Source organism: Pseudomonas sp. MWU12-3103b (genome assembly GCF_023100615.1).
Classification (GTDB): Bacteria; Pseudomonadota; Gammaproteobacteria; order Pseudomonadales; family Pseudomonadaceae; genus Aquipseudomonas; species Aquipseudomonas putida_A.
On record NZ_JALMEY010000026.1, the window covers coordinates 1 to 26,033 of the forward strand.

The following is a 26,033-nucleotide window of genomic DNA, read 5'->3' on the forward strand; positions in this document are numbered from 1 at the left end:
ACCGATCGGGGGATGCTGAAGAATTACGCCGAAATGAAAGAGCGGTGCTGAATCCATAATCGACTGGATATTTCAGGTCGATGTATAGCGCAAGACACCTCGGTCAGCTCCCTCTACCTCGGGGAGAGGGCTGGGGTGAGGGAAGCTTTCAATGACTCAGTTGAACTCATCACCCACCGGATACCGGCTGGCATTCAAGCTCTCTTTGATCTTGCGCAGATGCGGCTGGAAATCCACCCCGCGACGCAGCGTCATGCCGGTCGCCAGCACATCCAGCACCGTCAACTGAATGATCCGCGAGGTCATCGGCATATAGATGTCGGTGTCTTCCGGCAGCGGAATGTTCAGGCTCAGGGTACTGGCCTTGGCCAGCGGTGAATTCTCGGCGGTCAGGCCCAGCACCGAAGCGCCGTTCTCCCGGGCGATGCGCGCCACTTCCACCAGTTCGCGGGTGCGGCCGGTGTAGGAAATGATCACGAACAGCTCACCGGTATGCGCCACCGAAGCAATCATTCGCTGCATCAGCACATCGGCATGGGCGGTGACGGCGAGGTTGAAACGGAAGAATTTGTGCTGCGCATCCAAAGCCACAGGCGCTGAGGCACCGAGGCCGAAGAAGTGGATCTGCCGGGCCTGAATCAACAGGTCGACGGCGCGGCTGATCAGGTTCGGGTCGAGCGCCTGACAAGCACTGTCCAGCGAAGCGATGGCGCTGCCGAAAATCTTCTGCGTGTAGGCCTCGGGATTGTCATCGGCCTCCACCGCGCGGCTGACATACGCCGCGCCACTGGCCAGGCTTTGCGCCAGTTGCAGCTTGAGTTCAGGGTAGCCGCTGACACCGAACGAACGGCAGAAGCGGTTGACCGTCGGCTCGCTCACCGATGCGGCCTGGGCGAGGGCGGCGATGCTGAAGCGGGTGGCCTGCTGCGGGTTGAGCAGGATCACCTCGGCGACTTTGCGTTCGGCCTTGTTCAGCTCTTCAAGGCGACTCTGGATCTGTTCCAGTAAATTTCGCACGCGGTCCATATGGAATTCCTAATTCACCTGCGCAAAGGTGCGCCGGGCTATGCAAATTGGGCCTTTGATGTGGCCCGTAACGGTGGCCTATCCTACTGGTGGCTCCGACCGACCACCACTCGGAATCTGTATTTTGCGAAAATGTTGTGGTTATTACTACATTTTCCCTTGAGTGATGCCTTGAAAAAAGGTATTTGTAGCTTAACTTGATAAAAGAACAAACATCATGCCTTCGATTACGGTTGAACCGTGCACCTTTGCCTTGTTCGGCGCTCTGGGCGATCTGGCCCTGCGCAAGCTGTTTCCTGCCCTTTATCACCTCGATGGCGCCGACCTGTTGCACGAGGACACGCGCATCATCGCGCTGGCCCGTGAACCCGGCTCCGAGCAGCAGCACCTGGCGTTCATCGCCGCCGAATTGCGCCGTTACGTCGGCAAAGAGCTGGACGAGGCCGTGGCCGAGCGCTTTCTGGCGCGCCTGAGCTACCTGCACGTCGACTTCCTCAAGGCTGAAGACTATGTGGCGCTGGCCGAAGCGGCCGGCAGCGCGCAACGCATGATTGCCTACTTCGCCACACCGGCAGCGGTGTACGGCGCGATCTGCGAGAACCTGGCGAAAGTCGGTCTGGCAGAAAACACCCGCGTGGTCCTGGAAAAGCCGATCGGCTCCGATCTGGAATCCTCGCGCAAGGTGAACGACGCCGTGGCGCAGTTCTTCCCGGAGAACCGCACCTACCGCATCGACCACTACCTGGGCAAAGAGACCGTCCAGAACCTGATCGCCCTGCGTTTCGCCAACAGCCTGTTCGAAACCCAGTGGAACCAGAATTACATCTCCCACGTGGAAATCACCGTGGCCGAGAAGGTCGGTATCGAAGGCCGTTGGGGCTACTTCGACAAGGCCGGCCAGCTGCGCGACATGATCCAGAACCACCTGCTGCAGCTGCTGTGCCTGATCGCCATGGACCCGCCGGCCGACCTGTCTGCCGACAGCATCCGTGACGAAAAGGTAAAAGTGCTCAAGGCGCTGGCACCGATCAGCCCGGAAGGCCTGACCACTCAGGTGGTGCGTGGTCAGTACATCGCCGGGCATAGCGAAGGCAAGTCCGTGCCGGGCTACCTCGAAGAGCCGAATTCCAACACCCAGAGCGACACCGAAACCTTCGTCGCCCTGCGTGCCGACATCCGCAACTGGCGCTGGGCCGGCGTGCCGTTCTACCTGCGTACCGGCAAGCGCATGCCGCAGAAACTGTCGCAGATCGTCATCCACTTCAAGGAACCGTCGCACTACATTTTCGCGCCGGAACAACGCCTGCAGATCAGCAACAAACTGATCATCCGTCTGCAACCGGACGAAGGCATTTCCTTGCGGGTGATGACCAAGGAGCAGGGCCTGGACAAGGGCATGCAGCTGCGCAGCGGCCCGCTGCAACTGAATTTCTCCGACACCTGGCGCAGCGCACGGATCCCCGATGCCTACGAGCGGTTGTTGCTGGAAGTGATGAACGGCAATCAGAACCTGTTTGTCCGTAAAGATGAAATCGAAGCCGCGTGGAAGTGGTGTGACCAGTTGATCGCCGGCTGGAAAAAATCCGGTGACGCGCCCAAGCCGTATGCGGCCGGGTCGTGGGGGCCGATGAGCTCGATTGCACTGATCACGCGGGACGGGAGGTCGTGGTATGGCGATATCTGATGTGAAACTGCCGGCGGGCGTGAATGCCCACGAATTCAAGAGCCCGGTGCTGTTGGCCGAAGGTCTGGCGCTGAACGTCGCCAAGCAGTTGAGCGATGCCATCGCTGCACGCGGCAACGCGGTGCTGGTGGTCTCAGGCGGTCGCAGCCCGGTGGCGTTTTTTCAGCACCTGGCCAAGCAGGAGCTGGATTGGTCGAAGGTCGTCGTGACCCTCGCCGACGAACGCTGGGTACCGGTCGAACACGCCGACAGCAACGCCGGCCTGCTCAAGCAGTATCTGCTCAAAGGCCCGGCCGCCAAGGCGCAGTTCCTCAGCCTCTACAGCGCGGCGGCCAACGTCGAGCAGGCTGCGGAACAGGCCGACCGTCTGCTCGCGGAATTGCCGCCGATCGACGTGCTGGTGCTGGGCATGGGCGATGACGGTCACACCGCGTCGCTGTTCCCCGACAGCCCGAACCTGACTGAAGCCTTGCAGGCTGACGGCAGCCGTCGCTGCTGGCCGATGCTGGCGCCGAGTGTGCCGCGTCAACGCCTGACCATGAGCCGTGCGCTGCTGGCTTCGGCGAAGCACAAGATTCTGTCGATTTCCGGTCAGTCGAAACTGACCACTCTGAATGCCGCACTGGCATCCGACGACGTCGCGGCCATGCCGGTGCGCGCGTTTCTGCAACCTACGTTAGAGATTTACTGGTGCCCATGAGCCAAGGATCAGCCGCTATGAAAAATCCATCCCCGACCGTTTCCATGGCGGACAAAGTTGCCCTGATCGACAGCCTCTGCGCCAAGGCGCGGATCCTGCCAGTGATCACCATCGCCCGTGAACAGGACGTGCTGCCACTGGCCGACGCTCTGGCCGCCGGTGGCCTGACCGCGCTGGAAGTGACCCTGCGTTCGCAGTTCGGTCTCAAGGCGATCCAGATCCTGCGTGAGCAGCGTCCGGAACTGGTGACCGGTGCCGGCACCGTGCTCGATCGCAACATGCTCGCGGCGGCGGAAGCGGCGGGTTCGCAATTCATCGTCACCCCGGGCATCACCCGTGACCTGCTCGAAGCCAGCGTCGACAGCCCGATTCCGCTGCTGCCGGGCATCAGCAACGCCTCCGGCATCATGGAAGGCTATGGCCTGGGCTATCGCCGCTTCAAGCTGTTCCCGGCGGAAGTCAGCGGTGGCGTGGCAGCGATCAAGGCCCTCGGCGGCCCGTTCGGCGAAGTGAAATTCTGCCCGACCGGCGGTGTTGGCCCGGCCAACATCAAGAGCTACATGGCGCTGAAAAACGTCATGTGCGTGGGCGGTAGCTGGATGCTCGATCCCGAATGGATCAAGAACGGCGACTGGGCGCGCATTCAGGAATGCACCGCCGAGGCCCTGGCGCTACTGGACTAAACGTTTTACCTGACACTTCGTTGTGTGTTCTACGGCTTTACGGTGCGCTTGGTCGGTGCACCGTTTTTTTTTGCCCGGCAAAAATACTCATGGAAACGGCGCGACACATAGTTACCGCACCGCGGGGCTCGTGCGCCGTTAATCTGCGTTCATCTTATGGAAAAGAGAACGCGTCATGGAACGAGACACTTCAACCGCACCGTCATCATCAATCTACCAGTTGGCCCCCGAGCAGATCGCCGGGCCGTACTTTCGCAATCCCAAATTGCTGCGGCGCAACATCAGCGAAGGCGCCGAAGGGCTACCCTTGCTGCTGCGCCTGAGCATCGTCGACGCGATGACCGGCCAGCCGGTAAGCGGAGCATTGGTGGACATCTGGCACTGTAATGCACGAGGCGCCTATTCGGGGTGGAGCCGGATCAATCCGGATCTGGAGGTCGACTCCGATGCCATCGGCTCGGTGCCGCGCACCGACGATGACACCTATCTGCGTGGCAGCCAGTTCTGCGATCAGCAGGGGCGGGTGCGCTTCACCACCATCTATCCGGGGTTCTATGCCGGTCGGGCGCTGCACATTCATGTGGCGGTGCGCATGGTCAGCGGCAGTGAATATCTGGAGGAGCGCAACGTGGCCTGGGTCGGTCAGCTGTATTTCCCCGAAGTGGTGTCACGCGCGGTGCTCAATGCCCGTGACTATCGCGGGCGAGCCTCGACACCCTTGAACAATGCCGATGACAGCTACTACAGCAACATGCGCGGCGAAGATTCGACCCTGACCGTGTGGCCGATCGGCCGCGACTCTCACGAGGACGGCTTTTTCGGCCATTTGACCATCGGCATCGACACCTTTGCCGCCTCGTCGCAGATCAAACCCGAGGACTTCGACAAGTACACCGTGTGAACCGATCAACGCAGCTCGTTGAGTGCACGGGTCAGCAACTGCATGTCAGCCGCAGTGGTGGTCAGCCCCGGCGTGATGCGAATGCTCGGCCCGCTCGCTGCGCCGTTGCGTACCACGGTGAACAGGTTGTACTCGTTGAGTAGGCGCTCGACCATTGCCTGTTGATCGGCGTGGCGAGTGAAACGCATCGAGGTGATCCCGCAATACAGGCGCGGATCGTCCGGGGTCATCACCTCGATCCCCGGCAGGTGCCGCACCGCGCTGACCCACAGATTGCGCAGGTAATTGAGCCGGGCGCTTTTGGCCGCAGCGCCGCCGAGCGAGCGGTGCTCCTCGAGCGCCAGCGGCAGCGACATCAGCGCCGGAATGTTCGGCGTGCTGTACGGCGTGCGGGCGCGGATGTCGGTGGCCGGAAAGTGCATTTCGCCCATGTCCGGATCGATGTCGGCCAGGCGCTGCGGGGCGATGTACAGAAAGCCCAGGGTCAATGGCGCGCCAATCCACTTGTGCAGGTTAAAACCGGCGAAGGCGATGCCCATCGCTTCCAGATTGAACTCGATCTGGCCAAGGGCGTGAGCGCCGTCGAGGATGATGTCCACGCCATGCTGTTTCGCCAGTTCGGCGATGGCCTGCACCGGCATCACCAGACCGGTGCGGTGGGTAACATGGGTCAGGGCCATCAGTTTGAGTTTCGGATAGCGGATGAAGGCTTCGCGGTAACTGTCCAGCAGGCTGTCGAAACTGGCCGGGTGAGTGTGGTTGATCTCGATCACGTCGACGTCGCGATGGCGTGACAGCCAGCGCATGGCACCTTTGACCGTGTCGTATTCCAGGTCGCTGATCAGCACCTGATCGCCCGGAAGCAGGCGATTGTAATTGCGGATCAGCGATTGCAGCGCATCACTGGCGTTGCGCGTGAAAGCCACGCTCTGCGCGCGCACACCGATGGTCTCGGCCAGTTGCGCACGGATCTCCAGGCTGTCGTGCTGTTCGAAACGCTGGCGTACATACACCGAGTTGCTGGTGTTGATCATCTCGATATTGCGCTGATAGTCCTCGATCACTGTGCGCGACATGCGCCCGAAGTAACCGTTCTCCAGGTTCAGCGGGCCGGTTTGCGCTTCGTAACGATCGGCGAAGGTTTGCCAGAACGCTTCGTCACGGGCACGGCGGGTGTTATCAGGCATGGTCGAGGCTCTAGGGAGGAGGGCGCTTCAGTGGCGCGGGGCAGGTTTGCCATGTTTGGCGCGTAGTGGTTCGAGCAGATCCGACAGGCCGTTATGGTCGATTTCCTGCATCAGCGCCAGCAGTCCGCCGAGTTCGCCGTGAGGAAAACCCTCGCGGGCGAACCAGTTGAGGTAAGGCCCCGGCAGGTCGGCAATGATCCGGCCCTTGTACTTGCCGAAGGGCATTTCACGGGTGATCAACAGCTCAAGCTTTTCAGGATTCATCAGTGGCAATCATCTGGATTCAATCAGTCAGGAAAATACAGGCATTCTGCATGCAGGCCAAATGACAGATCATGCAAATAACCGTGATACAGATAGTTCAAATATCTTTAACTTATTGAAAAATAACGATTTATTTTTGAATGAAAAGCTGGCACGCACACTGCAATATCCCTTGCATCTTCAACCAACCGCAAGGAATTGAAAAATGACTGACATGAATAAAGAAGCGATCTCTGTACTCAACGACCTGATCGAAACCTGCAAGGACGGCCAGGAAGGGTTCAAGACTTGCGCTGAAGACATCAAGCATCCAGAACTCAAAACCCTGTTCGTGACCCGTTCTGCCGATTGCGCGACTGCCGCCGCTGAACTGCAGGCTGAAGTGCGTAAACTGGGCGGTGATCCGGAAACCTCTACCAGCGTCAGCGGTGACCTGCACCGTCGCTGGGTCGACGTCAAAGCCATGTTCACCGGCAAGGACGAAGAGGCTGTGCTGAACGAGGCCGAGCGCGGTGAAGACCACGCCCTGAAGGCTTATCGTGAAGCCATCGAGAAAATCAACAAGCACGGCCTGGTCGGTATTCGTGACCTGGTTGAGCGTCAGTACCACGGCGTACAACGCAATCACGACCAGGTGAAAGCCCTGCGTAACCAGGCTCGCGCTCGTTCGTAAGCCACGCTAAAAAACTGTGGGAGCGGGCTTGCTCGCGAAGCGGTGTGTCATGCAACGATGCTGTTGCTGACACGACCCCTTCGCGAGCAAGCCCGCTCCCACTTTCGTTTTGTGTACCTGATGATCAGCCGATGCTGATCGCCGGCAACGTCGGCAAGGTCACGGTCTGCTGCTTGCGCGGTGCCAGAATCTCGGCCTCGCCATCCACCACCAGCTCATCGCGCTGGTTGAACACGCGAGTGGCGATGCGCACGCGAAACTTCGGCAGCTTCTCGAGGATTTCCAGGCGCACGGTCAGGGTATCGCCGATCTTCACCGGCTTCTGAAAACTCATCTGCTGACCGATGTAGATGGTGCCCGGCCCAGGCAGCTCGCACGCTACGGCCGCGCTGATCAGTGCACCGCTGAACATGCCGTGGGCGATGCGTTCCTTGAACATGCTGGCGGCGGCGAACTCGGCATCCAGGTGCACCGGGTTGTGGTCGCCCGACATCGCGGCGAACAGCTGAATGTCGCGCTCTTCGACAGTCTTGCTGTAGCTGGCGGTCTGGCCGACTTCGAGGGCTTCGTAAGGGATGTTGGTAACCTGGGTCATCGGTCTTGATTCCTGTGACGGATTAAAGTGAATCCATAAAAAATTATTCGCTGCGATGCGGACGGCGATGGCTCAGCGCCTGGTCGATCCAGGTCAGCACATCGGCAATCACTTCGTCGCGATTGGTTTCGTTGAACAATTCGTGCCGCGCCTGCGGGTAGATCTTCAGTTGCAGATTCTGGCTGCCGGCCGAGCGCAATGCTTCGGCCAGATCTGTCAGACGCTTGCCTTCGCTCACCGGATCACATTCACCGCCGATCACCAGCAGCGGCAGGCCCGGGTCGATCTGGGCGAGATTGGACGCTTTGCTGATCTGCTGCAAGCCGCCGAGCAAGTCGATCCACAATTGATTGGTGCAGCGGAAGCCGCACAACGGGTCGTTGGCATACAGATCGACCTCGACCGGGTCGCGGCTCAGCCAGTCGAACGGCGTGCGCACCGGTTTGAACTTGTTGTTGAACGAGCCGAACGACAACCACTCGATCAGCGCACTGCGGCCCTTGCCACCCTGACGCAGTTTTTCGAAACGGGCGATTTGTCGCGCCGCGCCGTAAAGCGCCACCGGCTGGAAGTTCGAACCGCTGAGAATCGCCCCATGCAGGCTGGCGCTGTGATGCAGCAGGTAACCCTGAGCGAGGTAGCTGCCCATGCTGTGCCCGAGCAGGATGATTGGCACGGCGGGATGCTGCTGGCCGATGTGCTGATTGAGGCTGGCCAGATCGCCGATCACCTTGCACCAGCCGTCGTCATCGGCGAAATGCCCGAGTGTCCCGTGTTCGGCGGTTTTGCCATGGCCGCGCAGATCCGGGGCGTACACACCGTAGCCTTGTTCACAGAACGCATTCGCCAGCCGCTCGTAGCGCGCGCTGTGTTCGGCCATGCCGTGGGCCAGCAGGATCAGCGCTTTCAAGGGCGCAGCCGGCAACCACTGGTTGACGAACAGGCGGCTGCGGTCACTCGCGTCCAGCCAAAAGCCTCGGTGGATCATGGCAATTCCTTTTTATCGAGCGGTATCGGCCCGCAGTCGTTGCATTGTATAGCGCGTCCGATCAGCTCACGCCACGGCAGGAAGATTCATACGATCAATGTCGCCATCGCCCATATTTGCCTCAATGGCCATAGCTGCTAGTGTCCGTGAAGCTCCGCTTTTTGCTTTGTGCCCTCAGGGATCAGCGCGAAACCACAGAAAAGCGGCTCCCCCGGATCGATTCAGGTAAAGAGGACAAGAACAATGCAACCTGATTTCTGGAATGACAAACGCCCCGCCGGCGTACCACTGGACATCGACATGGGCGAGTTCAAGTCGGTGATCGAGGTGTTTGAGCGTTCCTGCAAGAAATTCGCGGACCGTCCGGCCTTCAGCAATATGGGCGTGACCCTGACCTACGCTGAACTCGAGCGCTACAGCGCGGCGTTCGCCGGTTACCTGCAAGCCCACACCGATCTGGTGCCGGGGGATCGCATCGCGGTGCAGATGCCCAACGTGCTGCAATATCCGATTGCCGTGTTCGGTGCCTTGCGCGCCGGGCTGATCGTGGTCAACACCAACCCGCTGTACACCGCGCGCGAGATGCGCCACCAGTTCAAGGACTCCGGTGCCCGCGCGCTGGTGTACCTGAACATGTTCGGGCAGAAGGTTCAGGAAGTGCTGCCGGACACTGACATCCAATACCTGATCGAAGCGAAGATGGGCGACATGATGCCCACCGCCAAGGGCTGGCTGATCAACACCGTGGTCAGCAAAGTGAAGAAAATGGTCCCGGACTATTCGCTGCCGCAGGCGATTTCGTTCAAGAGTGCGCTGCGCCTGGGCCGTGGTCTGGGGATCAAGCCGTTGAAAGTCGGTCTCGACGACATCGCCGTGTTGCAATACACCGGCGGCACCACCGGCCTGGCCAAGGGCGCGATGCTGACCCACGGCAACCTCGTGGCGAACATGCAGCAAGTGCGCGCGTGTCTTGCGCAATTGGGGCCTGACGGTCAGCCGCTGCTGCGCGAAGGGCAGGAGGTGATGGTGGCGCCACTGCCGCTGTACCACATCTATGCCTTCACCGCGAATTGCATGTGCATGATGGTATCGGGCAACCACAACGTGCTGATCACCAATCCGCGCGACATCACAGGCTTCATCAAAGAGCTGAAGAACTGGCGTTTCTCGGCGTTGCTCGGACTGAATACATTGTTCGTCGCGCTGATGGAGCACCCGGACTTCAAGACCCTGGATTTCTCCAGCCTCAAGCTGACCAACTCCGGCGGTACCGCGCTGGTCAAGGCCACCGCCGAGCGCTGGGAGCAGATCACCGGTTGCCGCATCACCGAGGGTTACGGCCTCACGGAAACGTCGCCGGTGGCCTGCACCAACCCCTATGGCGAAAAGTCGCGTCTGGGCACCGTCGGTCTGCCGGTGCCGGGTACGCTGCTGAAGGTCATCGATGACGAGGGTGTCGAGCAGCCGATGGGCGAGCGCGGCGAGTTGTGCATCAAGGGCCCGCAGATCATGAAAGGCTACTGGCACAAACCCGAAGCCACTGCCGAAGTGCTGGATGCCGAGGGCTGGTTCAAGTCCGGTGATATCGCGGTGATCGACCCGGACGGCTTCGTACGCATCGTCGACCGCAAGAAGGACATGATCATCGTCTCCGGTTTCAACGTGTACCCCAACGAGATCGAAGACGTGGTGATGGCCCACCCGAAAGTCGCCAACTGCGCGGTGATCGGCGTGCCGGACGAGCGTTCGGGCGAAGCGGTGAAACTGTTTGTGGTGGCGCGGGAAACCGGGGTCAGCCTCGAAGAACTCAAGGCGTACTGCAAAGAGAATTTCACCGCTTACAAGGTGCCGAAACACATCGTGCTGCGTGAGTCATTGCCGATGACGCCGGTCGGGAAGATTCTGCGGCGGGAGTTGCGCGATATCGCCTGATCGGTGAATGGCCGCGCGTTGCGCGGATCGCGGGCAAGCCACGCTCCCACAGGGATCTCCATCAACCTTGTGAGAGCGGGCTTGCCCGCGATGCTTTTTGGGGGGGAAGGCCCGGAAAACCGGGGCTTTCAGGGGTGTATAGGATTTTTGCTCTAAAATGACTGCTGGAAAGTCTTGAGTCACTAAAGTGACCATGGAGGCCGCTTTTGGCTCTAGTCGGCCCTCGGCAAAGCTGCTACTCTCGGCGCGCTTTGTGACTTCTCGGCCTGTAGAAAAGCCAGATTCACCAATACAAAACACACACCAATAATAATCGCATCAAATGCGGTGAAGAATTCGCGTTGCTGAGGAGTGGGCTTCCATGATCGAAGACTTTTGGAAGGATAAATACCCGGCTGGAATTGCTGCCGACATCAATCCAGACGAGTACCCGAATATTCAGGCAGTGTTGAAGCAATCCTGCCAACGCTTCGCCAACAAGCCGGCTTTCAGCAACCTGGGCAAGACAATCACCTACGGTGAACTGTACGAATTGTCCGGTGCGTTTGCCGCGTATCTGCAACAGCATACCGACTTGCAGCCCGGTGATCGAATCGCCGTGCAACTGCCCAACGTTCTGCAGTACCCGGTGGCCGTCTTCGGTGCGATCCGCGCCGGGCTGATCGTGGTCAACACCAACCCGCTGTACACCGCGCGGGAAATGGAACACCAATTCAATGACTCCGGCGCCAAAGCCCTGGTCTGCCTGGCCAACATGGCGCACCTGGCGGAAGCCGTGGTGCCAAAAACCGGGGTCAAGCACGTCATCGTCACCGAAGTCGCCGACCTGCTGCCGCCGGTCAAGCGCCTGCTGATCAACAGCGTGATCAAGTACGTGAAGAAGATGGTCCCGGCTTATCACCTGCCCAAAGCCGTCAAGTTCAACGACGTGCTGAGCAAGGGCCAGGGCCAGCCTGTGGCCGAAGCCAATCCGCACAGCAGCGATGTCGCGGTGTTGCAGTACACCGGCGGCACCACCGGCGTGGCCAAAGGCGCGATGCTGACCCATCGCAACCTCGTCGCCAACATGCTGCAGTGCAAGGCGCTGATGGGCTCCAACCTCAATGAAGGTTGCGAGATCCTGATCACCCCTCTGCCGCTGTACCACATCTATGCGTTCACCTTTCATTGCATGGCGATGATGCTGATCGGCAACCACAACATCCTGATCAGCAACCCGCGCGACCTGCCGGCGATGGTCAAGGAACTGTCGAAATGGAAGTTCAGCGGTTTCGTCGGCCTCAACACGCTGTTCGTCGCGCTGTGCAACAACGAAGGTTTCCGCAAGCTGGATTTCTCCAATCTGAAAGTCACCCTGTCCGGCGGCATGGCCCTGCAACTGGCCGCGGCCGAGCGCTGGAAAGCGGTGACCGGTTGCTCGATCTGCGAAGGTTACGGCATGACCGAAACCAGTCCGGTGGCCACGGTCAACCCGATCCAGAACATTCAGATCGGCACCATCGGCATTCCGGTGCCGTCGACCCTGTGCAAAGTCATCGACGATGCCGGTGTCGAGCAGCCTATGGGCGAAATCGGCGAGCTGTGCGTCAAGGGCCCGCAAGTGATGAAGGGCTACTGGCAGCGTCAGGAAGCCACCGACGAAATCCTCGACAGCGAAGGCTGGCTGAAGACCGGTGACATCGCGCTGATCCAGCCCGATGGCTACATGCGCATCGTTGATCGCAAGAAAGACATGATTCTGGTCTCCGGTTTCAACGTTTACCCCAACGAACTGGAAGACGTGCTGGCGACCCTGCCGGGTGTGTTGCAGTGCGCGGCCATCGGCGTGCCGGACGAGAAGTCGGGCGAGGCGATCAAGATTTTCATCGTGGCCAAGCCGGGGGTGACCCTGACCAAGGAAACCGTGATGGAGCACATGCGCGCCAACGTCACCGGTTACAAGGTGCCGCGTTCGGTGGAGTTCCGCGATGCGTTGCCGACCACCAACGTCGGCAAGATTCTGCGCCGCGAGTTGCGTGACGAAGAGCTGAAGAAGATCAAGGCCAAGTCCGCCGCCTGAAGCAAAAAGCCCCGCAGATGCGGGGCTTTTTGTTGGAGTAGGTGGTGAATCTGTAGTGACTGTGATGCCGCCTTCGCGAGCAAGCCCGCTCCCACATTCAACCGCGTTCCTCCAGTTGGAATACAGTCAAATGTGGGAGCGGGCTTGCTCGCGAAGCTTTTCGGTTACTGCCGGAACGGCGCGAAATTCACATTGGTTCCCGCCGGACGCATGTCCTGCAGATACGAATCCTTGTCTGCACTCAATTCCAGGCTCAACGCCGCCTTGCGCTTGCCTTCGTTGCGAATCACCAGACCTTCGAGCTTTTCGCGCAGGAACACGGTCGGCACTTTCAGGTGCAGCAGTTCGTCGGTGGCCGGGGTGTGCATCAGCAGGTGAATCCACTCGTACTGACCGACGGCGAGGCGCGTCACCGGCAGGTCGAACCACCAGATGTTGCGGTTGCGGTTCAATTCGGCGAAGTGGCAGTTGTTGGTGCCGAGCACAGCGCCGCCCAGTTCCTGGTTGCGACGGGCAATGGCCTGCTTTTTATCGAGTTTCATAACATTCCTGCGGGATCTGATCGTTGGCGCACGGCGCCCATAGGTGCGCATTCTCGGGGCTTGCGGGGCAAACATAAAGCCCAACCTGCATGGCACGACGAAATGAAGGGCAAAAATAAATGAAACTCGTGGCAAACCCGGCCAGTCAATCATTACGTACTGACTTTTCCCCTTCAATGCACCAAGGAGAAACACCATGAGTAGCACTGGCGATAAAGTAAAAGGCATGGCTAACGAAGCAGTCGGCAACGTCAAGCAAGGCGTCGGCAAAGCCACCGACAACACCAAGCTGCAAGCCGAAGGCAAACTGCAAGAGAAAAAAGGTGAAGCCCAGCAAGCTGTCGGCAAAGCCAAAGACGCCATCAAGAAAGGTGTCGACAAGGCGTAATTCCGCCTTGAACGAAACACACGAGCGGCCATCCAAGGATGGCCGTTTTTGTGTCAAAACCCGACAGCCATCCACGAAGGTCGCCAAGTAGGCTACCGTGATGTAGAAAACGGCCCCTGAGTCGCCACGACTTCAACCTGTAATGCGGCGAAAGGAGACGCGAATGATTTTTCCAGACATGAAAGGTCTGCCACTGCACCGGGTGATGGTGCGCACGGTCACTGAATTCGTCGACGACGAGATGTCGACCTACGCCTCGGCACTGGCCTACCAGATGCTGTTCTCGCTGTTCCCGTTCATTCTGTTCCTGATTGCCCTGATCGGTTTCCTGCACCTGCCGGACTTCTTCACCTGGTTGCGCCTGCAGTCGGAACTGGTGTTGCCACCGCAGGCGCTGGAACAGGTCAACCCGGTGATCGATCAGTTGCAGCAGTCCAAGGGCGGCTTGCTTTCGGTCGGTATCGTCATCGCCCTGTACACCGCGTCTGCCGGTGTGCGCCTGATGATGAGTGCGATGAACGCCGCTTACGACGTGGTCGAGGGCCGGCCAATCTGGAAGCGTTTTCCGCTGTCGGTGTTCTACACCGTCGGCATTGCCGGCATGTTGCTGGTGGCAGCCGCGCTGATGGTGCTCGGGCCGCAAGTGATGGGCTGGATTGCCGCGCAGGTAGGGTTGGAAGATTTCATCGTCACTGTGTGGACGATTGCGCGCTGGCCGGTGATCGTGATCCTGATGATGGTCGCCGTGGCGCTGATCTATTACGTGATGCCCGACGTCAAACAGGAATTCCGTTTCATCACCCCCGGCTCGGTACTCGCCGTGGTGGTGTGGATCATCGCCTCACTGGGCTTTGCGTTCTACGTCAAAACCTTCGCCAACTACAACGCGATGTATGGCAGCATCGGGGCGATCATCGTGCTGTTGCTGTATTTCTACATTTCCTCGGCGGTGCTGCTGCTCGGCGCCGAGATGAATGCGGTGATCGAACACATGTCCAGCGAGGGCAAGGACGAGGGCGAGAAAGTCCCCGGCGAACTCGATGAGCATCCCAAACAACATGTTTCTGGCCTGGGGCGTGACCACTCGCTCAAGCCGGACACTGACGAAGCCTGACCATGATCCGTGAAATCCTCAAAATGGGCGACGAACGCCTGCTGCGCATTGCTCCACCGGTGCCGCCGGAAATGTTCGACAGCCCCGAGCTGTGGCAACTGATCGATGACATGTTCCAGACCATGGAAAGTGTCGGTGGCGTCGGCCTCGCCGCGCCACAGATCGGCGTCGACCTGCAATTGGTGATCTTCGGTTTCGAGCACAGCGAACGCTACCCGGACGCTGAGGCGGTACCGCAGACGATCCTGATAAATCCGCTGATCACGCCGCTGAGTCCGCTGACCGAGGAGGGCTTTGAGGGCTGTCTGTCGGTGCCCGGCCTGCGCGGTGCGGTGGATCGTTATCAGCAGATTCGCTACGAAGGCTTTGATCCCAAGGGCGAGCCGATCGTACGCGTGGCGTCAGGCTTCCATGCGCGGGTAGTGCAGCACGAATGCGATCACCTGATCGGCCGCTTGTATCCGTCGCGGATTACCGATTTCAGCAAGTTCGGCTTTACCGAAGTGATGTTCCCGGATCTCGATCCAACGGCTGACGATTGATCCTGAGAACACCTCTATCCCAATGTGGGAGCGGGCTTGCTCGCGAAGGCGTCGTATCAGTCAATTGATGCAGCGACTGACACGACGTCTTCGCGAGCAAGCCCGCTCCCACAATTGATTTTTATGGTTCCAGTTCCATCGCAATCATCGGCTTGCTCCGCGCATACCGGCTCAACCGCTCGGCCAGTGCGTAGGGCAGGGCGGGATCGAAACTGAAACCGCGCCGCTCGTAAAACCCGCGCAAGTCCGGATGACAGAACAGCCACACCGGCTCCTGCAAATCCTTCACCGCCGCCGTGATCAACTCTCCGGCGATCCCTTGCTCACGGCAACCCGGATCAACAAACAATCCGGTCAACCAGTACCCGCCCGCCACCGGCCGCAAGCACAATGCGGCAACGATGTCCTCTCGACGGGCCACCCATAACTGCGCATCGCGCACCGCCTTCATCGACGATTGGTGGCTGCGGTAAAACTTGTTCATCAACGGCCACAAAGGCTCGTCGAGCAGGACGTATCGGGTATCGGGCATGGGATCGGACTGGCGGCGGGCAAAGCGCCGATTATAAAAGAACGCGCGCCGCGCGATAGGTGTATACCTGAGCCTACATCCCTGTGAGTGGAGTACGCATCATGTCCAAAGGTATGGATTCAAAGAAAGCCGCGAAGAAGAAACCGGTGAAGACGGCGATTGAAAAGCGTGCAGAGAAGAAAGCCAAGAAGGTCGATATTTTCGGTCATTGATCACGTCCTTCGGGAGCCCGTCCCCCGGGCTCCCGTTTCAGCGCAAAAATAATCTGCAAGATTGCTCGGCTTCGTTGCACAGAAGGGGAAGATTCCCGTTCCGAGCCACGCCATGCCGAATTACTTCGACGCCGACCATCGCCAGCAGATCGAAACCCTGCGCCAGCGCTTCACTGCCCGCACCGAGTGGCCGACCTGGCTGCTGCTGATCGGCGTGTATGGCGGCTGGTTCTCGATCATCATTAACAGTCAGTGGCTCGGTCGCGGCTTGAGCACATTGCTGCTGATTCCGCTGCTGGTGCTGTGGTTGTCAGTGCAGCATGAATTGCTGCATGGGCACCCGACCCGCTCGGTGCTTTTCAATAAAATCCTCGGCTACGCACCTTTTGCGGTGTGGTACCCGTATACCTTGTATCGCGACAGCCATCTGCTGCATCACCGCGATGAACACCTGACTGTGCCCGGCATCGATCCGGAAAGCCGTTATCTGACGGCCGTGCGTTGGCAGGGCAGTTCCTTGTTCGAACGCAGCCTGCACTGGCTGAATAAAACCGTAATCGGCCGCTTCATCATTGGTGCGCCGCTGGGATTGATCGCGCTGGCTGCCGAAGAACTGCAACGCCTGAAAAACCGCGAGCGTCAGGCCTGGCTGATGTGGCTGACCCATGGTGCGTTCAGCGTGTTGATGCTGTGGTTTATCGCGCGCTTCAGCGTGTTGCCGGTCTGGCATTACCTGCTGCTGATCAGTGTGCCGGCACTGTCGATCGCGATGATCCGCTCCTACTATGAACACCGCCCGCACGCTCAATCGGAGCAGCGCACCGTGCTCAACGAGGCCGGTTGGCCGTGGCGCTGGCTGTTTCTGAATCTGAATTTTCATCTGGTGCATCACGACCTGCCGGGGCTGGCGTGGTACGACTTGCCGGCGGCCTACCGGATGCGCCGCGAACAATGGGTAGCGCGCAGTGGCGGGTTTCTGGTGCAGGGTTATGGGCAGTTGTGGCGGCAGCATGGATTCAGGCCGATCGACAGTCCGCAACATCCTTTCCACTGACTTCAAAAACACCACAAAACCCCTGTGGGAGCGAGCTTGCTCGCGAATGCGGTAGAACAGTGACATGTCTGGTGTCTGACACACCGCTTTCGCGAGCAAGTCGAATCGTCGCACCGCCGCTCCCACAGGGGGAAGTATTTGCAGGGAAATAACGTGTATGACCCAACACCATCTCGAACTGCTGATGTACACCGCCCCCGAGCCCATCCGCTTGGCCAACGAACGCTGGATCTCTCGCATTCTCGAACATCTCGGCCACTCCCGCCTGAACGCCGCAAGCATGTCGCTCCCCGAGCTTTGGTTATCCCCGGATCTGCTGCTGACCCAGACCTGCGGCTATCCCTTGATGACCTTGCTGCGCGATCAGGTACGCATCGTCGGTCGCCCGCGCTACGAACTGCCCGATGCCACTGCCGGCAAGCACTGCAGCCTGATTCTCAGCCGTGCCGATGATGCGCGCAAAAACCTGGCGGATTTTCGCGGCAGTCGCGGGGTGATCAACAGTGAAGATTCCAACAGCGGCATGAACCTGTTGCGCCAGCGTCTGGCGCCCTTACACCGCGACGGGCAGTTCTTCGCCACGGTCGGCATCAGTGGGGCGCACCGCGAAAGTCTGCGCTGGCTGCGTGAAGCGCGCGCCGATCTGGCGGCGATCGACAGCGTGACCTATGCCTGCCTTGCTCAATACGCACCTGAGGAGGTCAACGGATTGCGGGTTGTGGCGCGTAGTGCGTTTAGCCCGACGTTGCCGTTTATCACCGCCGCGACTGCCACGAATGAGCAGATCGAACAGTTGCGCCGGGTAATGAATCAGGCGTTGCGTGAATTGCCTGATGTGGCGCAGATCCTCGGCTTGCCTGAAGTGTTGCCCGCCAGCGAAAGCGATTATCAGATCTTGCTCGACTATCAACGTGAGGCTGAAGAGTTGGGCTACGGCCGCTTGCGCTGAACAGCGTTATATCTCAAAAAAGAATATAAAAATGAAATATAAATATTATTAATGCATAAGGCGCCTTGCTACGATCGCGCCACCGGATCACCGGACATTCAGCGACCCTTACCCAGGAGCCCTCATGTCCGGCGCCGACACCGCTCACCGCAATCATCTCGACGCTCTGTTCCGCGCCCACTACCGCTGGCTGTGCACTTACCTGAGCCGACATCTGCACGAGTCCGCAGGCGCGGAAGACATAGCCGCCGAAACCTTCGCGCAATTGCTTCAGGCGCCCAGTATCACGGCGATTCGCGAACCCCGCGCGATGCTCACCACGATTGCTCAGCGCTTGCTTTATCAGCGCTGGCGCCGGGCGGATCTGGAGCGCCGGCATGCGCAGCAGATCGACGTCGAGGTCGCTATCTCGCCTGAAGACCTCGCGCAACTGAGCCAGACCCTCAAACGCCTCGATCACAGCCTGCAACGCCTGCCGGGCAAGGTCCGTTCGACCTTCCTGCTGGCACGGATCGATGGCCTGACCTATCCGCAAATCGCCGCCGAACTGGGCATCTCCCAGCGTTCGGTCAGCGTTTACATGAGCCGCTCCCAAGCCCTGTGCGATCGCCACAGCGCCAACCAAATCCTGACAGACAAGAGGTCCGCATGAGATCGATCAAAACCCTGCTTGGCCGTTCGTTGCTGGCGCTGAGCCTGAGCCTCGGCGCTGTTTCGGCGGCGGAAAAAACCGCACCGATCCACTTCGGTGACATCACCTGGGAAAGCGGCAGTTTCATCACCGAAGTGCTGCGCCTGATCGTCGAAAAAGGTTACGGGTACCCGACCGACACGCTGCCGGGCAGCACCGTCAGCCTGGAAGCGGCGCTGGCGAAAAACGATATTCAGGTGATCGGCGAGGAATGGGCCGGGCGCAGTCCGGCGTGGGTCAAGGCGGCCAATGAAGGCAAGGTGTTCGGCCTTGGCGATACGGTCAAGGGCGCGACCGAGGGCTGGTGGGTGCCGGAATACGTGATCAAGGGCGACCCCGAACGCGGGATCAAACCGCTGGCCCCGGAGCTGAAATCGGTGGCCGACCTGCCGCGCTACAAGGACGTGTTCCGCGACCCGGAAGACCCGCGCCGTGGACGCTTCCTCAACAGCCCGACCGGCTGGACTTCGGAGATCGTCAACAGCCAGAAGCTCAAGGCCTATGCGCTGACCGACAGCTACGTCAACTTCCGCACCGGCTCCGGCGCGGCGCTGGATGCCGAGGTGGCGTCGTCGATCAAACGCGGCAAACCGGTGCTGTTCTATTACTGGTCGCCGACGCCGCTGCTCGGGCGCTTCAAACTGGTGAAGCTCGAAGAGCCGCCGTTCGATGCTGAAGCCTGGAAAACCCTGGCCGATGCCAACAACCCGAATCCCAAGGGCACCCGCTCGATGCCGGCCAGCCTGGCGATTGGCGTGTCGGCGCCGTTCAAGGCGCAATACCCGGAGCTGGTGTCGTTCTTCGAGAAAGTCGATTTGCCGATTGATCTGCTGAACCAGACGCTGGCCGGGATGAGCGAAAAACGCCAGCCGCCACGGCAGGTAGCCGAAGCGTTTTTACGCGATCAGCCGCAGGTGTGGCAGGCGTGGGTACCGGGGGAGGTGGCGAGCAAGGTGACGGCGGGGCTTTGAGTTTCTCCCGGTTGATCTGCGTTGTTTGAACGGACGCCTTCGCGAGCAAGCCCGCTCCCACAGGGGGATCGTGCACGCCACAAATCCAGTGTGGGAGCGGGCTTGCTCGCGAATGATCTAAAGACTTACGCCGCTTCCGCCGCCAACGCCGCGATCACGGTCGGCCGCTGCTCGACGCGCGCCTGAAACCGCGCCAGTGCCGGCCACTGCGCCAGTTCGATCCCGAACAACCCGGCCCAACGCAACACCACAAACAGCAACACATCCGCCACGCTGAAGCCGCTCGGCAACAGATACTCCTGCTGCTCCAGCACCCTGACCAACACCGCAAAACGCTTGAACAACTTCTCCTTGATCACCTCGGCCGGCAACCGCTCATCGAACAGCGCGCCGAGGCTGCCGTGGATCTCGCTCGAAATGAAATTCAGCCACTCCTGCAAACGCAGCCGTTCGAAACTGCCGGGCGCCGGCGCCAGCCCTGACTGTGGTTGAAGATCCGCCAGATATTGCAGGATCACCGGGCCTTCGGTCAGTACCGCGCCGTCGTCCAGTTGCAGGGCCGCGACGTAGCCCTTGGGGTTGATCGCGAGAAAGTCTTCGCCGCTGGCGGTGCGCTGGCGGTGCGCTTGCTGCGGTTGTCGACGCGGATCAGCACGAAGGGCAGCTTCAGTTCGCGCAACACAATGTGCGGCGCCAGTGAACAGGCTTGCGGGGCGTAATACAGCTTCATCGGCAGCTCTCTGGTGAGGAATTGGCGCCAGTGTCATAGTGCGCCGCACCCTCGGTAAAATTAATCTTTCAGAAAGCAGCCATAAGGACAGCTACTGCCATGATGAACCTGATGCATTGGCGGCTGGTGGTCGCCGTCGCCGATCACGGCAACATCACCCGCGCGGCCGAGCGGGTCGGCATGACCCAGTCCGGCGCGAGCCAAGCCTTGGCGCTGATGGAAGAAACCCTCGGCGTGCAACTGTTCAGCCGCGAAAGCCGACAGACCTTGCCCACCGCCATCGGCCTGCCGGTGATCGAGCAGGCGCGGCTGATGCTCGGCGCACTGGAGGCCATTCGCCAGACCGTCGACAGCGTGCGCCCGATGCTGCGCGGGACAATTCGTCTGGCGAGTTTCCCCATGGTGTTGGCGAGTTTTCTGCCGCCGCTGTTGCGCCAGTTCAATCGGCTGTATCCGGGGATCGAAGTGGTGGCGCTGGAGGTCAGCGACGACGAGGTGGAAACCTTGCTGGCGGCCGGTCTGGTGGATGTTGGTGTGGTGCTCAACCCGGCGCCCGAGCGCAATGCCGGGCCGTTGGGCCGTGATGAATGGGTGGCGGTCGTGCCGGCAGGGCACCCTTTGGCGCTGCGGGGGATCGAGCAGGGCGTCAGCCTGCAAGAACTGACGGCGCTGCCCTTTGTGCTGGCCACCGGCGGTTGCTCGACCAACGCCCGCAGCCTCGCCGCTGAAGCCGGGTTGCAGTTGCAGGACGTGCGGGTCGAGGTGCGCGAATGGAGCAGCGCCTTCACGTTGGTGCGGGAAAATCTCGGCGTGACCCTGGTGCCGGAAATGACCTTGCCGGCCGAGCGTCAGGGCTTGCGCGTGATTGCCTTGCAGCCACGTATCGAACGGGTGTTTTCGCTGGTGCTGCCTTCGGGGCAGACGCCGTCAGCGACGGTGCAGGCGTTGCTGGATCTGGTGGCGGAGACGGCAGTCGCGACAGCTCGCTGAACCGTTTCTTGTGCAAAAAGTGCCAGATACTGGCCGACTAGTGGCCTTGCGCACGGCATGGCGCTGGCTATGCTAGCTGTAACTAACTATGTCGACCGTCATCTGTTAGCCGTGATTTCAACGCTGCCAGAGTGCGCAACCCAAGGCACCGGACACTGAACCAACAAGGAGCAAGTTGTACATGGAAGTTTTCTGCACGTTAGGGCTGGCCCGCTGCTGGGCTATCAAGAGAAGGATGTCTTGATTAGAGCGTTGCTGCATGGACCCTCGGATTAAAACATCATTTATCACCTGACAACTTCCTCCCGTGGAGGAATGCGTGTGCCTGTTCTGTGGAACGTAGTGGTGGATGCTGAAAGACCTGACTTTCATCAAATCAAAAGACCGCGCGGAAGGTGATACAACCATGTTCAACCTACATCACAAGGCTGACCTGCAGGAAATCGAGCGTTTCAGCTGCGCCTTGACCGAAGCCAACGCCAAGCTCGAAGCGATCAGCCGTTCGATGGCGATGATCGAATTTACCCCCGAAGGCATTGTTCTGGATGCCAACGAAAACTTCTGCAAGACCATGGGTTACAGCGCTGAGGAAGTGCGGGGAAAACATCACCGGGTGTTTTGCGAAGAAGCGTTTTACCGCAGCGAGGAGTACGCCAGATTGTGGCGCGACCTGGCCCGGGGTGAGCCGATCAGTGGCACGTTTCTGCGCTTGAACAAGTCCGGCAAGGAGATCTGGCTCGAAGCCAGTTACATGCCGGTGTACGGCCCGGACAAACAAGTCAAAAGTGTCATCAAGGTCGCGTCGGATATCACCGCCCGGGTCAACAAAGAGCACGAAGAAGAAAGCATGCTGGCGGCGATCAGCCGTTCGATGGCGGTGATCGAGTTCACCCCGGACGGCAACGTGATTACCGCCAACGACAACTTTCTGAAAACCATGCAGTACTCGCTCAACGAAATCGTTGGCCATCACCACAGCATGTTCTGTCACCGTTCCGAATCCGAGTCGGCGCAATACAAGGCATTCTGGGCATCGCTCAATCGCGGCGAATATCACTCGCACCGTTTCGAGCGCAAGAACAAGTCCGGACAGATGGTTTATCTCGAAGCCTCGTACAACCCGCTGTTCGACACCAAGGGCCGTTTGTACAAAGTGGTGAAGTTCGCCAGCGACATCACCCAGCAGATGACTACCTTGCAGAACGCCGCGGAATCGGCCCACAGCACCTCGGTACAAAACGACGCCTGCGCGCAAAAGGGCTCACAGGTGGTGCAGCAGACGGTGCAGATCATTCAGGACATTTCCCGCGACCTCAACGAAGCGGCGCTGAGCATCGATGCGGTCAGCAAGCAGTCGGACATCATCGGCACCATCGTCCAGACCATCCGCGGCATCGCCGACCAGACCAACCTGCTGGCGCTCAACGCGGCCATCGAAGCGGCGCGAGCCGGTGAACACGGACGCGGATTTGCCGTGGTCGCGGATGAGGTGCGCAGCCTCGCGGCGCGCACCAGTCAGGCGACCCTGGAGATTGTCGAAGTGGTACGCAAAAACCATGACCTGTCACTGAGCGCGGTGTCGAGCATGCAGTCGAGCCTAAGCCGCACCGGGCTGGGTGTGGAACTGGCGAACGAGGCGGGGGAGGTGATTCTGGAGATTCAGCAGGGATCACGGCATGTGGTGGATGCGATCGGGCAGTTCAATGCGACGTTGCAACTAAACTGACACCCATCAACAACGGTAGGAGTGAGCCTGCTCGCGATTGCGGTACATCAGTTACTGATCCAGTGACTGACACACCGCATTCGCGAGCAGGCTCACTCCTACATTGGTTTCTAAGCAACTTTCAGATCACAGCGCCGCGAGAAACTTGTCCGCCAGTTTGTCGCTGTCCTTGACGTCATTGACGTTGTCTTTTTCCGCTTGCGCCAGCTTCATCTTGTCCTGCAGACGCTCGGCGATCTCTTTGCCGATGGCCAGTTGTTTCTCCGGCGGCATGGCTTTGATGTCGTCTTCGGTGATGCCCATGCTCTGAAGGATACTGTCGCGCAGGCGCTGTTCCGGCGACTTGCTCATGTAGTCCTTGAACGCGTCAGTGGCCGAGGTCCCGGTGGTGGTGCCGGCCGCCGTGGCGTCGGTGGTTTGCAGGCCGACACGGGTCTTGGCGAAGGCTTCGTCGACGTTATCGCTGATGCGCGTGGCGGCGGCCACTTGCTGGGTGGCGATCTGCGTGGCCGAATCCTCAACCTTGGAGGTCGCGTCGGTCGCCTGCGACTGGGCCTGGTTCTGCAGCGATTGCAGCATGGCGCCGTGCAGGCCGCTCTGCAGACCGGCAGCGGCGGTTGTGGTCGCGTCATCCGCCAGCCGCTTGGGCAGGTGGATGAGCTGCTGCTGTTTGGCACTGACCAACATCATGATGGAGACCTTTGAGTTATTGCTGACAGGCCTGTCGCAGCAATTAGCGTGCCTTTGCGGCAAATCCCGCAATTGCAACGCGTTGCTGTTGTGGCATGCGCAGCAAAGCGGTCATCCCTTGCCGTCAGGCGGCAGAGGATGACCGTGTGGCCTTCAGCGGTGGGCAATGTTTTCCAGCGCCAGATTGCGCGTGCGCGGGCCGAACCAGCCGATGGTCAGCATCACGATCAGCATGCTGCTGACGATGAACGCGAGCACCCCGGGCGTGCCGAAGTGGTCGAGGAACAGCCCGATCAACAGGCTGCTGAACACCGTCGACAAACGGCTGAACGAATAGCAGAAACCCACCGCCCGGGCGCGGATGTTGGTCGGGAACAGTTCGCTCTGGTACGAGTGATAACTGAAGCTCAGCCACGCATTGCAAAAGGTGATCATCACTCCGCAGACGATCAGGCCGAAGGCGCTGGTCTGCAACGCGAACAGAGTGCCGAAGGTCATCGCGCCGAGGGCTGAGCCGACGATCTGCCATTTGTTCTCGAAACGGTTGGCAAACTTCACGAACAGCAACGGCCCGAGCGGGTAGGCGAGGGTAATGATAAACGCGTACATCAGGCTGTGGGTGACGCTCACACCCTGGCCGGAAAGCAACGCCGGCAGCCAGTTACCAAAACCGAAGAAACCGATCGCCTGGAACACGTGAAACACGATCAGCATCAATGCGCGACGCCGATATGGCGGCTGCCAGATGTCGGCGAAGCGACCCTTGCCCTCGACATCGACGGGCACCGTTTCTGGAGCGTCCAGCGGTTGGCGGTGATCCTTCTCGCAGCGGGCTTCGATGTCGTCGAGAATCCTGTTCGCTTCATCGAAACGCCCATGTTGCGCCAGCCAGCGTGGCGACTCGGGAAGACGCTTGCGCAGCCACCAGATGAACAGTGCAAACACCGCGCTCGCCAACACCACCCAACGCCAGCCGGACACACCGAACGGCGCCTGCGGCACCAGCCACCAGGACATGAGTGCCACTGCCGGCACCGAGAGAAACTGTACGAAAAACGCGAAGGCAAACGCCGAACTGCGCATGCGTTTGGGCACCAGTTCCGAGAGGTAGGCGTCGATGGTCACCAGCTCGATACCGAGGCCGATGCCCACCAGAAAGCGCATGCAGATGATGCCCAACGCCGAGCTTTGAATGCCCATCAGCACCGTGGCCACGGTGTACCAGACCAGCGCAAAGGTGAAGATCGCGCGACGGCCGAATCGATCGGCCAACGGGCTGAGCAGGCTCGCGCCGAGGAACAGGCCGAGGAAGGTCGCCGACGCGAACGCTGCCTGATCGGAGAAGCCGAACACGCCCTGATTGCCGGTGGCGAATATCCCGTCACGGATCAGCCCCGGACTGATGTAGGCGGTCTGGAACAAATCGTAGAGTTCGAAGAAACCACCAATCGACAACAGCGCCACCAGTCGCCAGATGGTGGCGACGGAGGGCAGGCGGTCGATGCGGGCGGAAATCTCGGCGGCGCGTATCGGGTCGATGCCGTCGCGTTGCGCGGCGGCGGGGGCATGAGCAGTCATCTGCGGATCCATTTTTTATTGATGGAAAAGCTTAGCCTGCTATCGGAGTTCGCGGATTGTGAATTTCGGCGGTTAGCCCCGGAGAACCGCCGATTTCTTGCAATAACTGCTTACCAATTAACGATTTATGCCGCAGCGGTCGAATCGGGCAGCGCCGAGGCCGGCAAGCCGAAGACGCGATCGAACAGCCAGTTGAAGGCAAACGTGTAGCACGGGATGAAGATGATCAGCGCCAGATCCAACAGGAACGCCTGCACCAGACTGATGTTCATCCACCAGGCGATCAGCGGAATCAGGAACACGATCAGCGTCAGTTGAAAACCCACTGCATGAGCGATGCGCCGCTTGACCGTGCGGGTGCGTGACTGCTGGCGGCTTTCCCAGTGCTCGAACAGCGAGGTGTAGATGAAGTTCCAGGTCACCGCGATGGTAGTAATGATCACCGCCAGTGGGCCGGTGCTGCCGGGCGACGTGCCGGACAACAGCGCCAGGCCGAGGGCGGAGAAGGTCATGCCGATCACTTCGTAGAGCGACACGTAGACCAGTTTGCGTTTGACGCCTTGCATGGAGATTTGCCTCTTTCTTGCAACGTGTTGGCCAGCGAGACTGGCGGAGACGGCAAAAGATAGCTT

At 59.9% G+C, this 26,033-nt stretch carries 26 protein-coding genes and 1 pseudogene; 16 read left to right on the forward strand and 11 right to left on the reverse strand.

The genetic code is table 11. From position 1 onward, the window contains the following. Window positions 1-156 precede the first annotated feature (156 nt). Entirely contained in the window at window positions 157-1,017 is an 861-nt protein-coding gene (locus M0808_RS27410) for a MurR/RpiR family transcriptional regulator (RefSeq protein ID WP_169842436.1), read from the reverse strand. A 226-nt stretch (window positions 1,018-1,243) separates the two neighbouring features. Between M0808_RS27410 and zwf the strand changes: the two genes are divergently transcribed. The 4 genes from zwf to M0808_RS27430 all read left to right on the forward strand — a co-directional run bounded on the left by zwf (window position 1,244) and on the right by M0808_RS27430 (window position 4,994). After that, window positions 1,244-2,710: a glucose-6-phosphate dehydrogenase gene (gene zwf, locus M0808_RS27415; RefSeq protein WP_027612566.1), complete on the forward strand. Its 1,467-nt coding sequence runs from the start codon at window positions 1,244-1,246 to the stop codon at window positions 2,708-2,710. Further along, entirely contained in the window at window positions 2,697-3,410 is a 714-nt protein-coding gene (pgl, locus tag M0808_RS27420) for a 6-phosphogluconolactonase (protein WP_095137060.1), read from the forward strand. Before zwf ends, pgl begins: the two co-directional genes overlap by 14 nt. A 17-nt stretch (window positions 3,411-3,427) precedes the next feature. Continuing rightward, window positions 3,428-4,093, forward strand: coding sequence for a bifunctional 4-hydroxy-2-oxoglutarate aldolase/2-dehydro-3-deoxy-phosphogluconate aldolase (locus M0808_RS27425; protein ID WP_003227433.1), 666 nt, complete (start codon window positions 3,428-3,430; stop codon window positions 4,091-4,093). A gap of 175 nt (window positions 4,094-4,268) precedes the next feature. Then, complete coding sequence (locus M0808_RS27430) at window positions 4,269-4,994, forward strand: intradiol ring-cleavage dioxygenase (protein WP_247843096.1); 726 nt, start codon at window positions 4,269-4,271, stop codon at window positions 4,992-4,994. Between the two features lie 5 nt (window positions 4,995-4,999). On the opposite strand, the gene M0808_RS27435 is transcribed toward M0808_RS27430, so the two are convergent. After that, complete coding sequence (locus tag M0808_RS27435; protein WP_247843097.1) at window positions 5,000-6,181, reverse strand: aminotransferase class V-fold PLP-dependent enzyme; 1,182 nt, start codon at window positions 6,179-6,181, stop codon at window positions 5,000-5,002. 27 nt (window positions 6,182-6,208) lie between these two features. Further along, complete coding sequence (locus M0808_RS27440; protein ID WP_003227425.1) at window positions 6,209-6,445, reverse strand: DUF3820 family protein; 237 nt, start codon at window positions 6,443-6,445, stop codon at window positions 6,209-6,211. Window positions 6,446-6,650: 205 nt separating this feature from the next. Here M0808_RS27440 and M0808_RS27445 point away from each other — a divergent pair, with 205 nt between their 5' ends. Beyond that, window positions 6,651-7,118 carry a PA2169 family four-helix-bundle protein gene (locus tag M0808_RS27445; RefSeq protein WP_003227422.1) on the forward strand — a complete coding sequence of 156 codons (468 nt, stop codon included), beginning with the start codon at window positions 6,651-6,653 and terminating at the stop codon, window positions 7,116-7,118. A 124-nt stretch (window positions 7,119-7,242) separates the two neighbouring features. On the opposite strand, the gene M0808_RS27450 is transcribed toward M0808_RS27445, so the two are convergent. Together M0808_RS27450 and M0808_RS27455 are read right to left on the reverse strand one after the other, a co-directional pair. Continuing rightward, the gene (locus M0808_RS27450; RefSeq protein ID WP_003227420.1) at window positions 7,243-7,713 is read right to left on the reverse strand and encodes a MaoC family dehydratase; all 471 of its coding nucleotides are present in this window, start codon (window positions 7,711-7,713) and stop codon (window positions 7,243-7,245) included. A gap of 43 nt (window positions 7,714-7,756) precedes the next feature. After that, window positions 7,757-8,701 (reverse strand): alpha/beta hydrolase, encoded by a 945-nt coding sequence (locus M0808_RS27455; RefSeq protein WP_247843098.1) that lies wholly within the window; start codon window positions 8,699-8,701, stop codon window positions 7,757-7,759. A 243-nt stretch (window positions 8,702-8,944) separates the two neighbouring features. On the opposite strand from M0808_RS27455, the gene fadD2 reads away from it, so the two are divergent. Further along, complete coding sequence (fadD2, locus tag M0808_RS27460; RefSeq protein WP_247843099.1) at window positions 8,945-10,633, forward strand: long-chain-fatty-acid--CoA ligase FadD2; 1,689 nt, start codon at window positions 8,945-8,947, stop codon at window positions 10,631-10,633. Between the two features lie 361 nt (window positions 10,634-10,994). Then, window positions 10,995-12,692 carry a long-chain-fatty-acid--CoA ligase FadD1 gene (gene fadD1, locus M0808_RS27465; RefSeq protein ID WP_003227414.1) on the forward strand — a complete coding sequence of 566 codons (1,698 nt, stop codon included), beginning with the start codon at window positions 10,995-10,997 and terminating at the stop codon, window positions 12,690-12,692. A gap of 164 nt (window positions 12,693-12,856) precedes the next feature. Here the strand turns inward: fadD1 and M0808_RS27470 are convergent, their stop codons facing one another. Beyond that, complete coding sequence (locus M0808_RS27470) at window positions 12,857-13,234, reverse strand: hypothetical protein (RefSeq protein WP_007969330.1); 378 nt, start codon at window positions 13,232-13,234, stop codon at window positions 12,857-12,859. Between the two features lie 196 nt (window positions 13,235-13,430). Between M0808_RS27470 and M0808_RS27475 the strand changes: the two genes are divergently transcribed. From M0808_RS27475 to def, 3 genes are all read left to right on the forward strand, one after another. Then, a complete protein-coding gene (locus M0808_RS27475) occupies window positions 13,431-13,622 on the forward strand; it encodes a CsbD family protein (RefSeq protein WP_027612573.1) in 192 nt (63 codons plus the stop codon). A 163-nt stretch (window positions 13,623-13,785) separates the two neighbouring features. Beyond that, window positions 13,786-14,736 (forward strand): YihY/virulence factor BrkB family protein, encoded by a 951-nt coding sequence (locus M0808_RS27480; RefSeq protein ID WP_098965233.1) that lies wholly within the window; start codon window positions 13,786-13,788, stop codon window positions 14,734-14,736. Between the two features lie 2 nt (window positions 14,737-14,738). Beyond that, the gene (gene def, locus M0808_RS27485; protein ID WP_003227403.1) at window positions 14,739-15,278 is read left to right on the forward strand and encodes a peptide deformylase; all 540 of its coding nucleotides are present in this window, start codon (window positions 14,739-14,741) and stop codon (window positions 15,276-15,278) included. Between the two features lie 121 nt (window positions 15,279-15,399). Here def and M0808_RS27490 read toward each other — a convergent pair whose 3' ends face one another. Beyond that, complete coding sequence (locus M0808_RS27490) at window positions 15,400-15,810, reverse strand: GNAT family N-acetyltransferase (RefSeq protein ID WP_134787165.1); 411 nt, start codon at window positions 15,808-15,810, stop codon at window positions 15,400-15,402. Window positions 15,811-16,134: 324 nt separating this feature from the next. Between M0808_RS27490 and M0808_RS27495 the strand changes: the two genes are divergently transcribed. The 4 genes from M0808_RS27495 to M0808_RS27510 all read left to right on the forward strand — a co-directional run bounded on the left by M0808_RS27495 (window position 16,135) and on the right by M0808_RS27510 (window position 19,687). Beyond that, window positions 16,135-17,076 (forward strand): fatty acid desaturase, encoded by a 942-nt coding sequence (locus tag M0808_RS27495; protein WP_247843100.1) that lies wholly within the window; start codon window positions 16,135-16,137, stop codon window positions 17,074-17,076. Between the two features lie 157 nt (window positions 17,077-17,233). After that, on the forward strand, window positions 17,234-18,025 hold the full coding sequence (locus M0808_RS27500) for a PhnD/SsuA/transferrin family substrate-binding protein (protein ID WP_247843101.1): 792 nt from the start codon (window positions 17,234-17,236) through the stop codon (window positions 18,023-18,025). Window positions 18,026-18,149: 124 nt separating this feature from the next. Beyond that, window positions 18,150-18,677: a sigma-70 family RNA polymerase sigma factor gene (locus M0808_RS27505; RefSeq protein WP_247843102.1), complete on the forward strand. Its 528-nt coding sequence runs from the start codon at window positions 18,150-18,152 to the stop codon at window positions 18,675-18,677. Continuing rightward, window positions 18,674-19,687: an ABC transporter substrate-binding protein gene (locus M0808_RS27510; protein ID WP_247843103.1), complete on the forward strand. Its 1,014-nt coding sequence runs from the start codon at window positions 18,674-18,676 to the stop codon at window positions 19,685-19,687. Before M0808_RS27505 ends, M0808_RS27510 begins: the two co-directional genes overlap by 4 nt. A gap of 125 nt (window positions 19,688-19,812) precedes the next feature. On the opposite strand, the pseudogene M0808_RS27515 reads toward M0808_RS27510, so the two are convergent. After that, window positions 19,813-20,417: pseudogene (locus M0808_RS27515) on the reverse strand (glutathione binding-like protein). Between the two features lie 99 nt (window positions 20,418-20,516). On the opposite strand from M0808_RS27515, the gene M0808_RS27520 reads away from it, so the two are divergent. Further along, the gene (locus M0808_RS27520) at window positions 20,517-21,407 is read left to right on the forward strand and encodes a LysR family transcriptional regulator (RefSeq protein ID WP_247843104.1); all 891 of its coding nucleotides are present in this window, start codon (window positions 20,517-20,519) and stop codon (window positions 21,405-21,407) included. A 406-nt stretch (window positions 21,408-21,813) separates the two neighbouring features. After that, window positions 21,814-23,133, forward strand: a complete 1,320-nt coding sequence (locus M0808_RS27525; RefSeq protein ID WP_098968445.1) for a PAS domain-containing methyl-accepting chemotaxis protein — start codon at window positions 21,814-21,816, stop codon at window positions 23,131-23,133. 126 nt (window positions 23,134-23,259) lie between these two features. Here the strand turns inward: M0808_RS27525 and M0808_RS27530 are convergent, their stop codons facing one another. From M0808_RS27530 to M0808_RS27540, 3 genes are all read right to left on the reverse strand, one after another. Beyond that, window positions 23,260-23,820: a hypothetical protein gene (locus M0808_RS27530; RefSeq protein WP_097086278.1), complete on the reverse strand. Its 561-nt coding sequence runs from the start codon at window positions 23,818-23,820 to the stop codon at window positions 23,260-23,262. A gap of 156 nt (window positions 23,821-23,976) precedes the next feature. Continuing rightward, the gene (locus M0808_RS27535) at window positions 23,977-25,401 is read right to left on the reverse strand and encodes an MFS transporter (RefSeq protein WP_247843105.1); all 1,425 of its coding nucleotides are present in this window, start codon (window positions 25,399-25,401) and stop codon (window positions 23,977-23,979) included. A 125-nt stretch (window positions 25,402-25,526) separates the two neighbouring features. Continuing rightward, entirely contained in the window at window positions 25,527-25,967 is a 441-nt protein-coding gene (locus tag M0808_RS27540; RefSeq protein ID WP_096795052.1) for a PACE efflux transporter, read from the reverse strand. Window positions 25,968-26,033 lie beyond the last annotated feature (66 nt).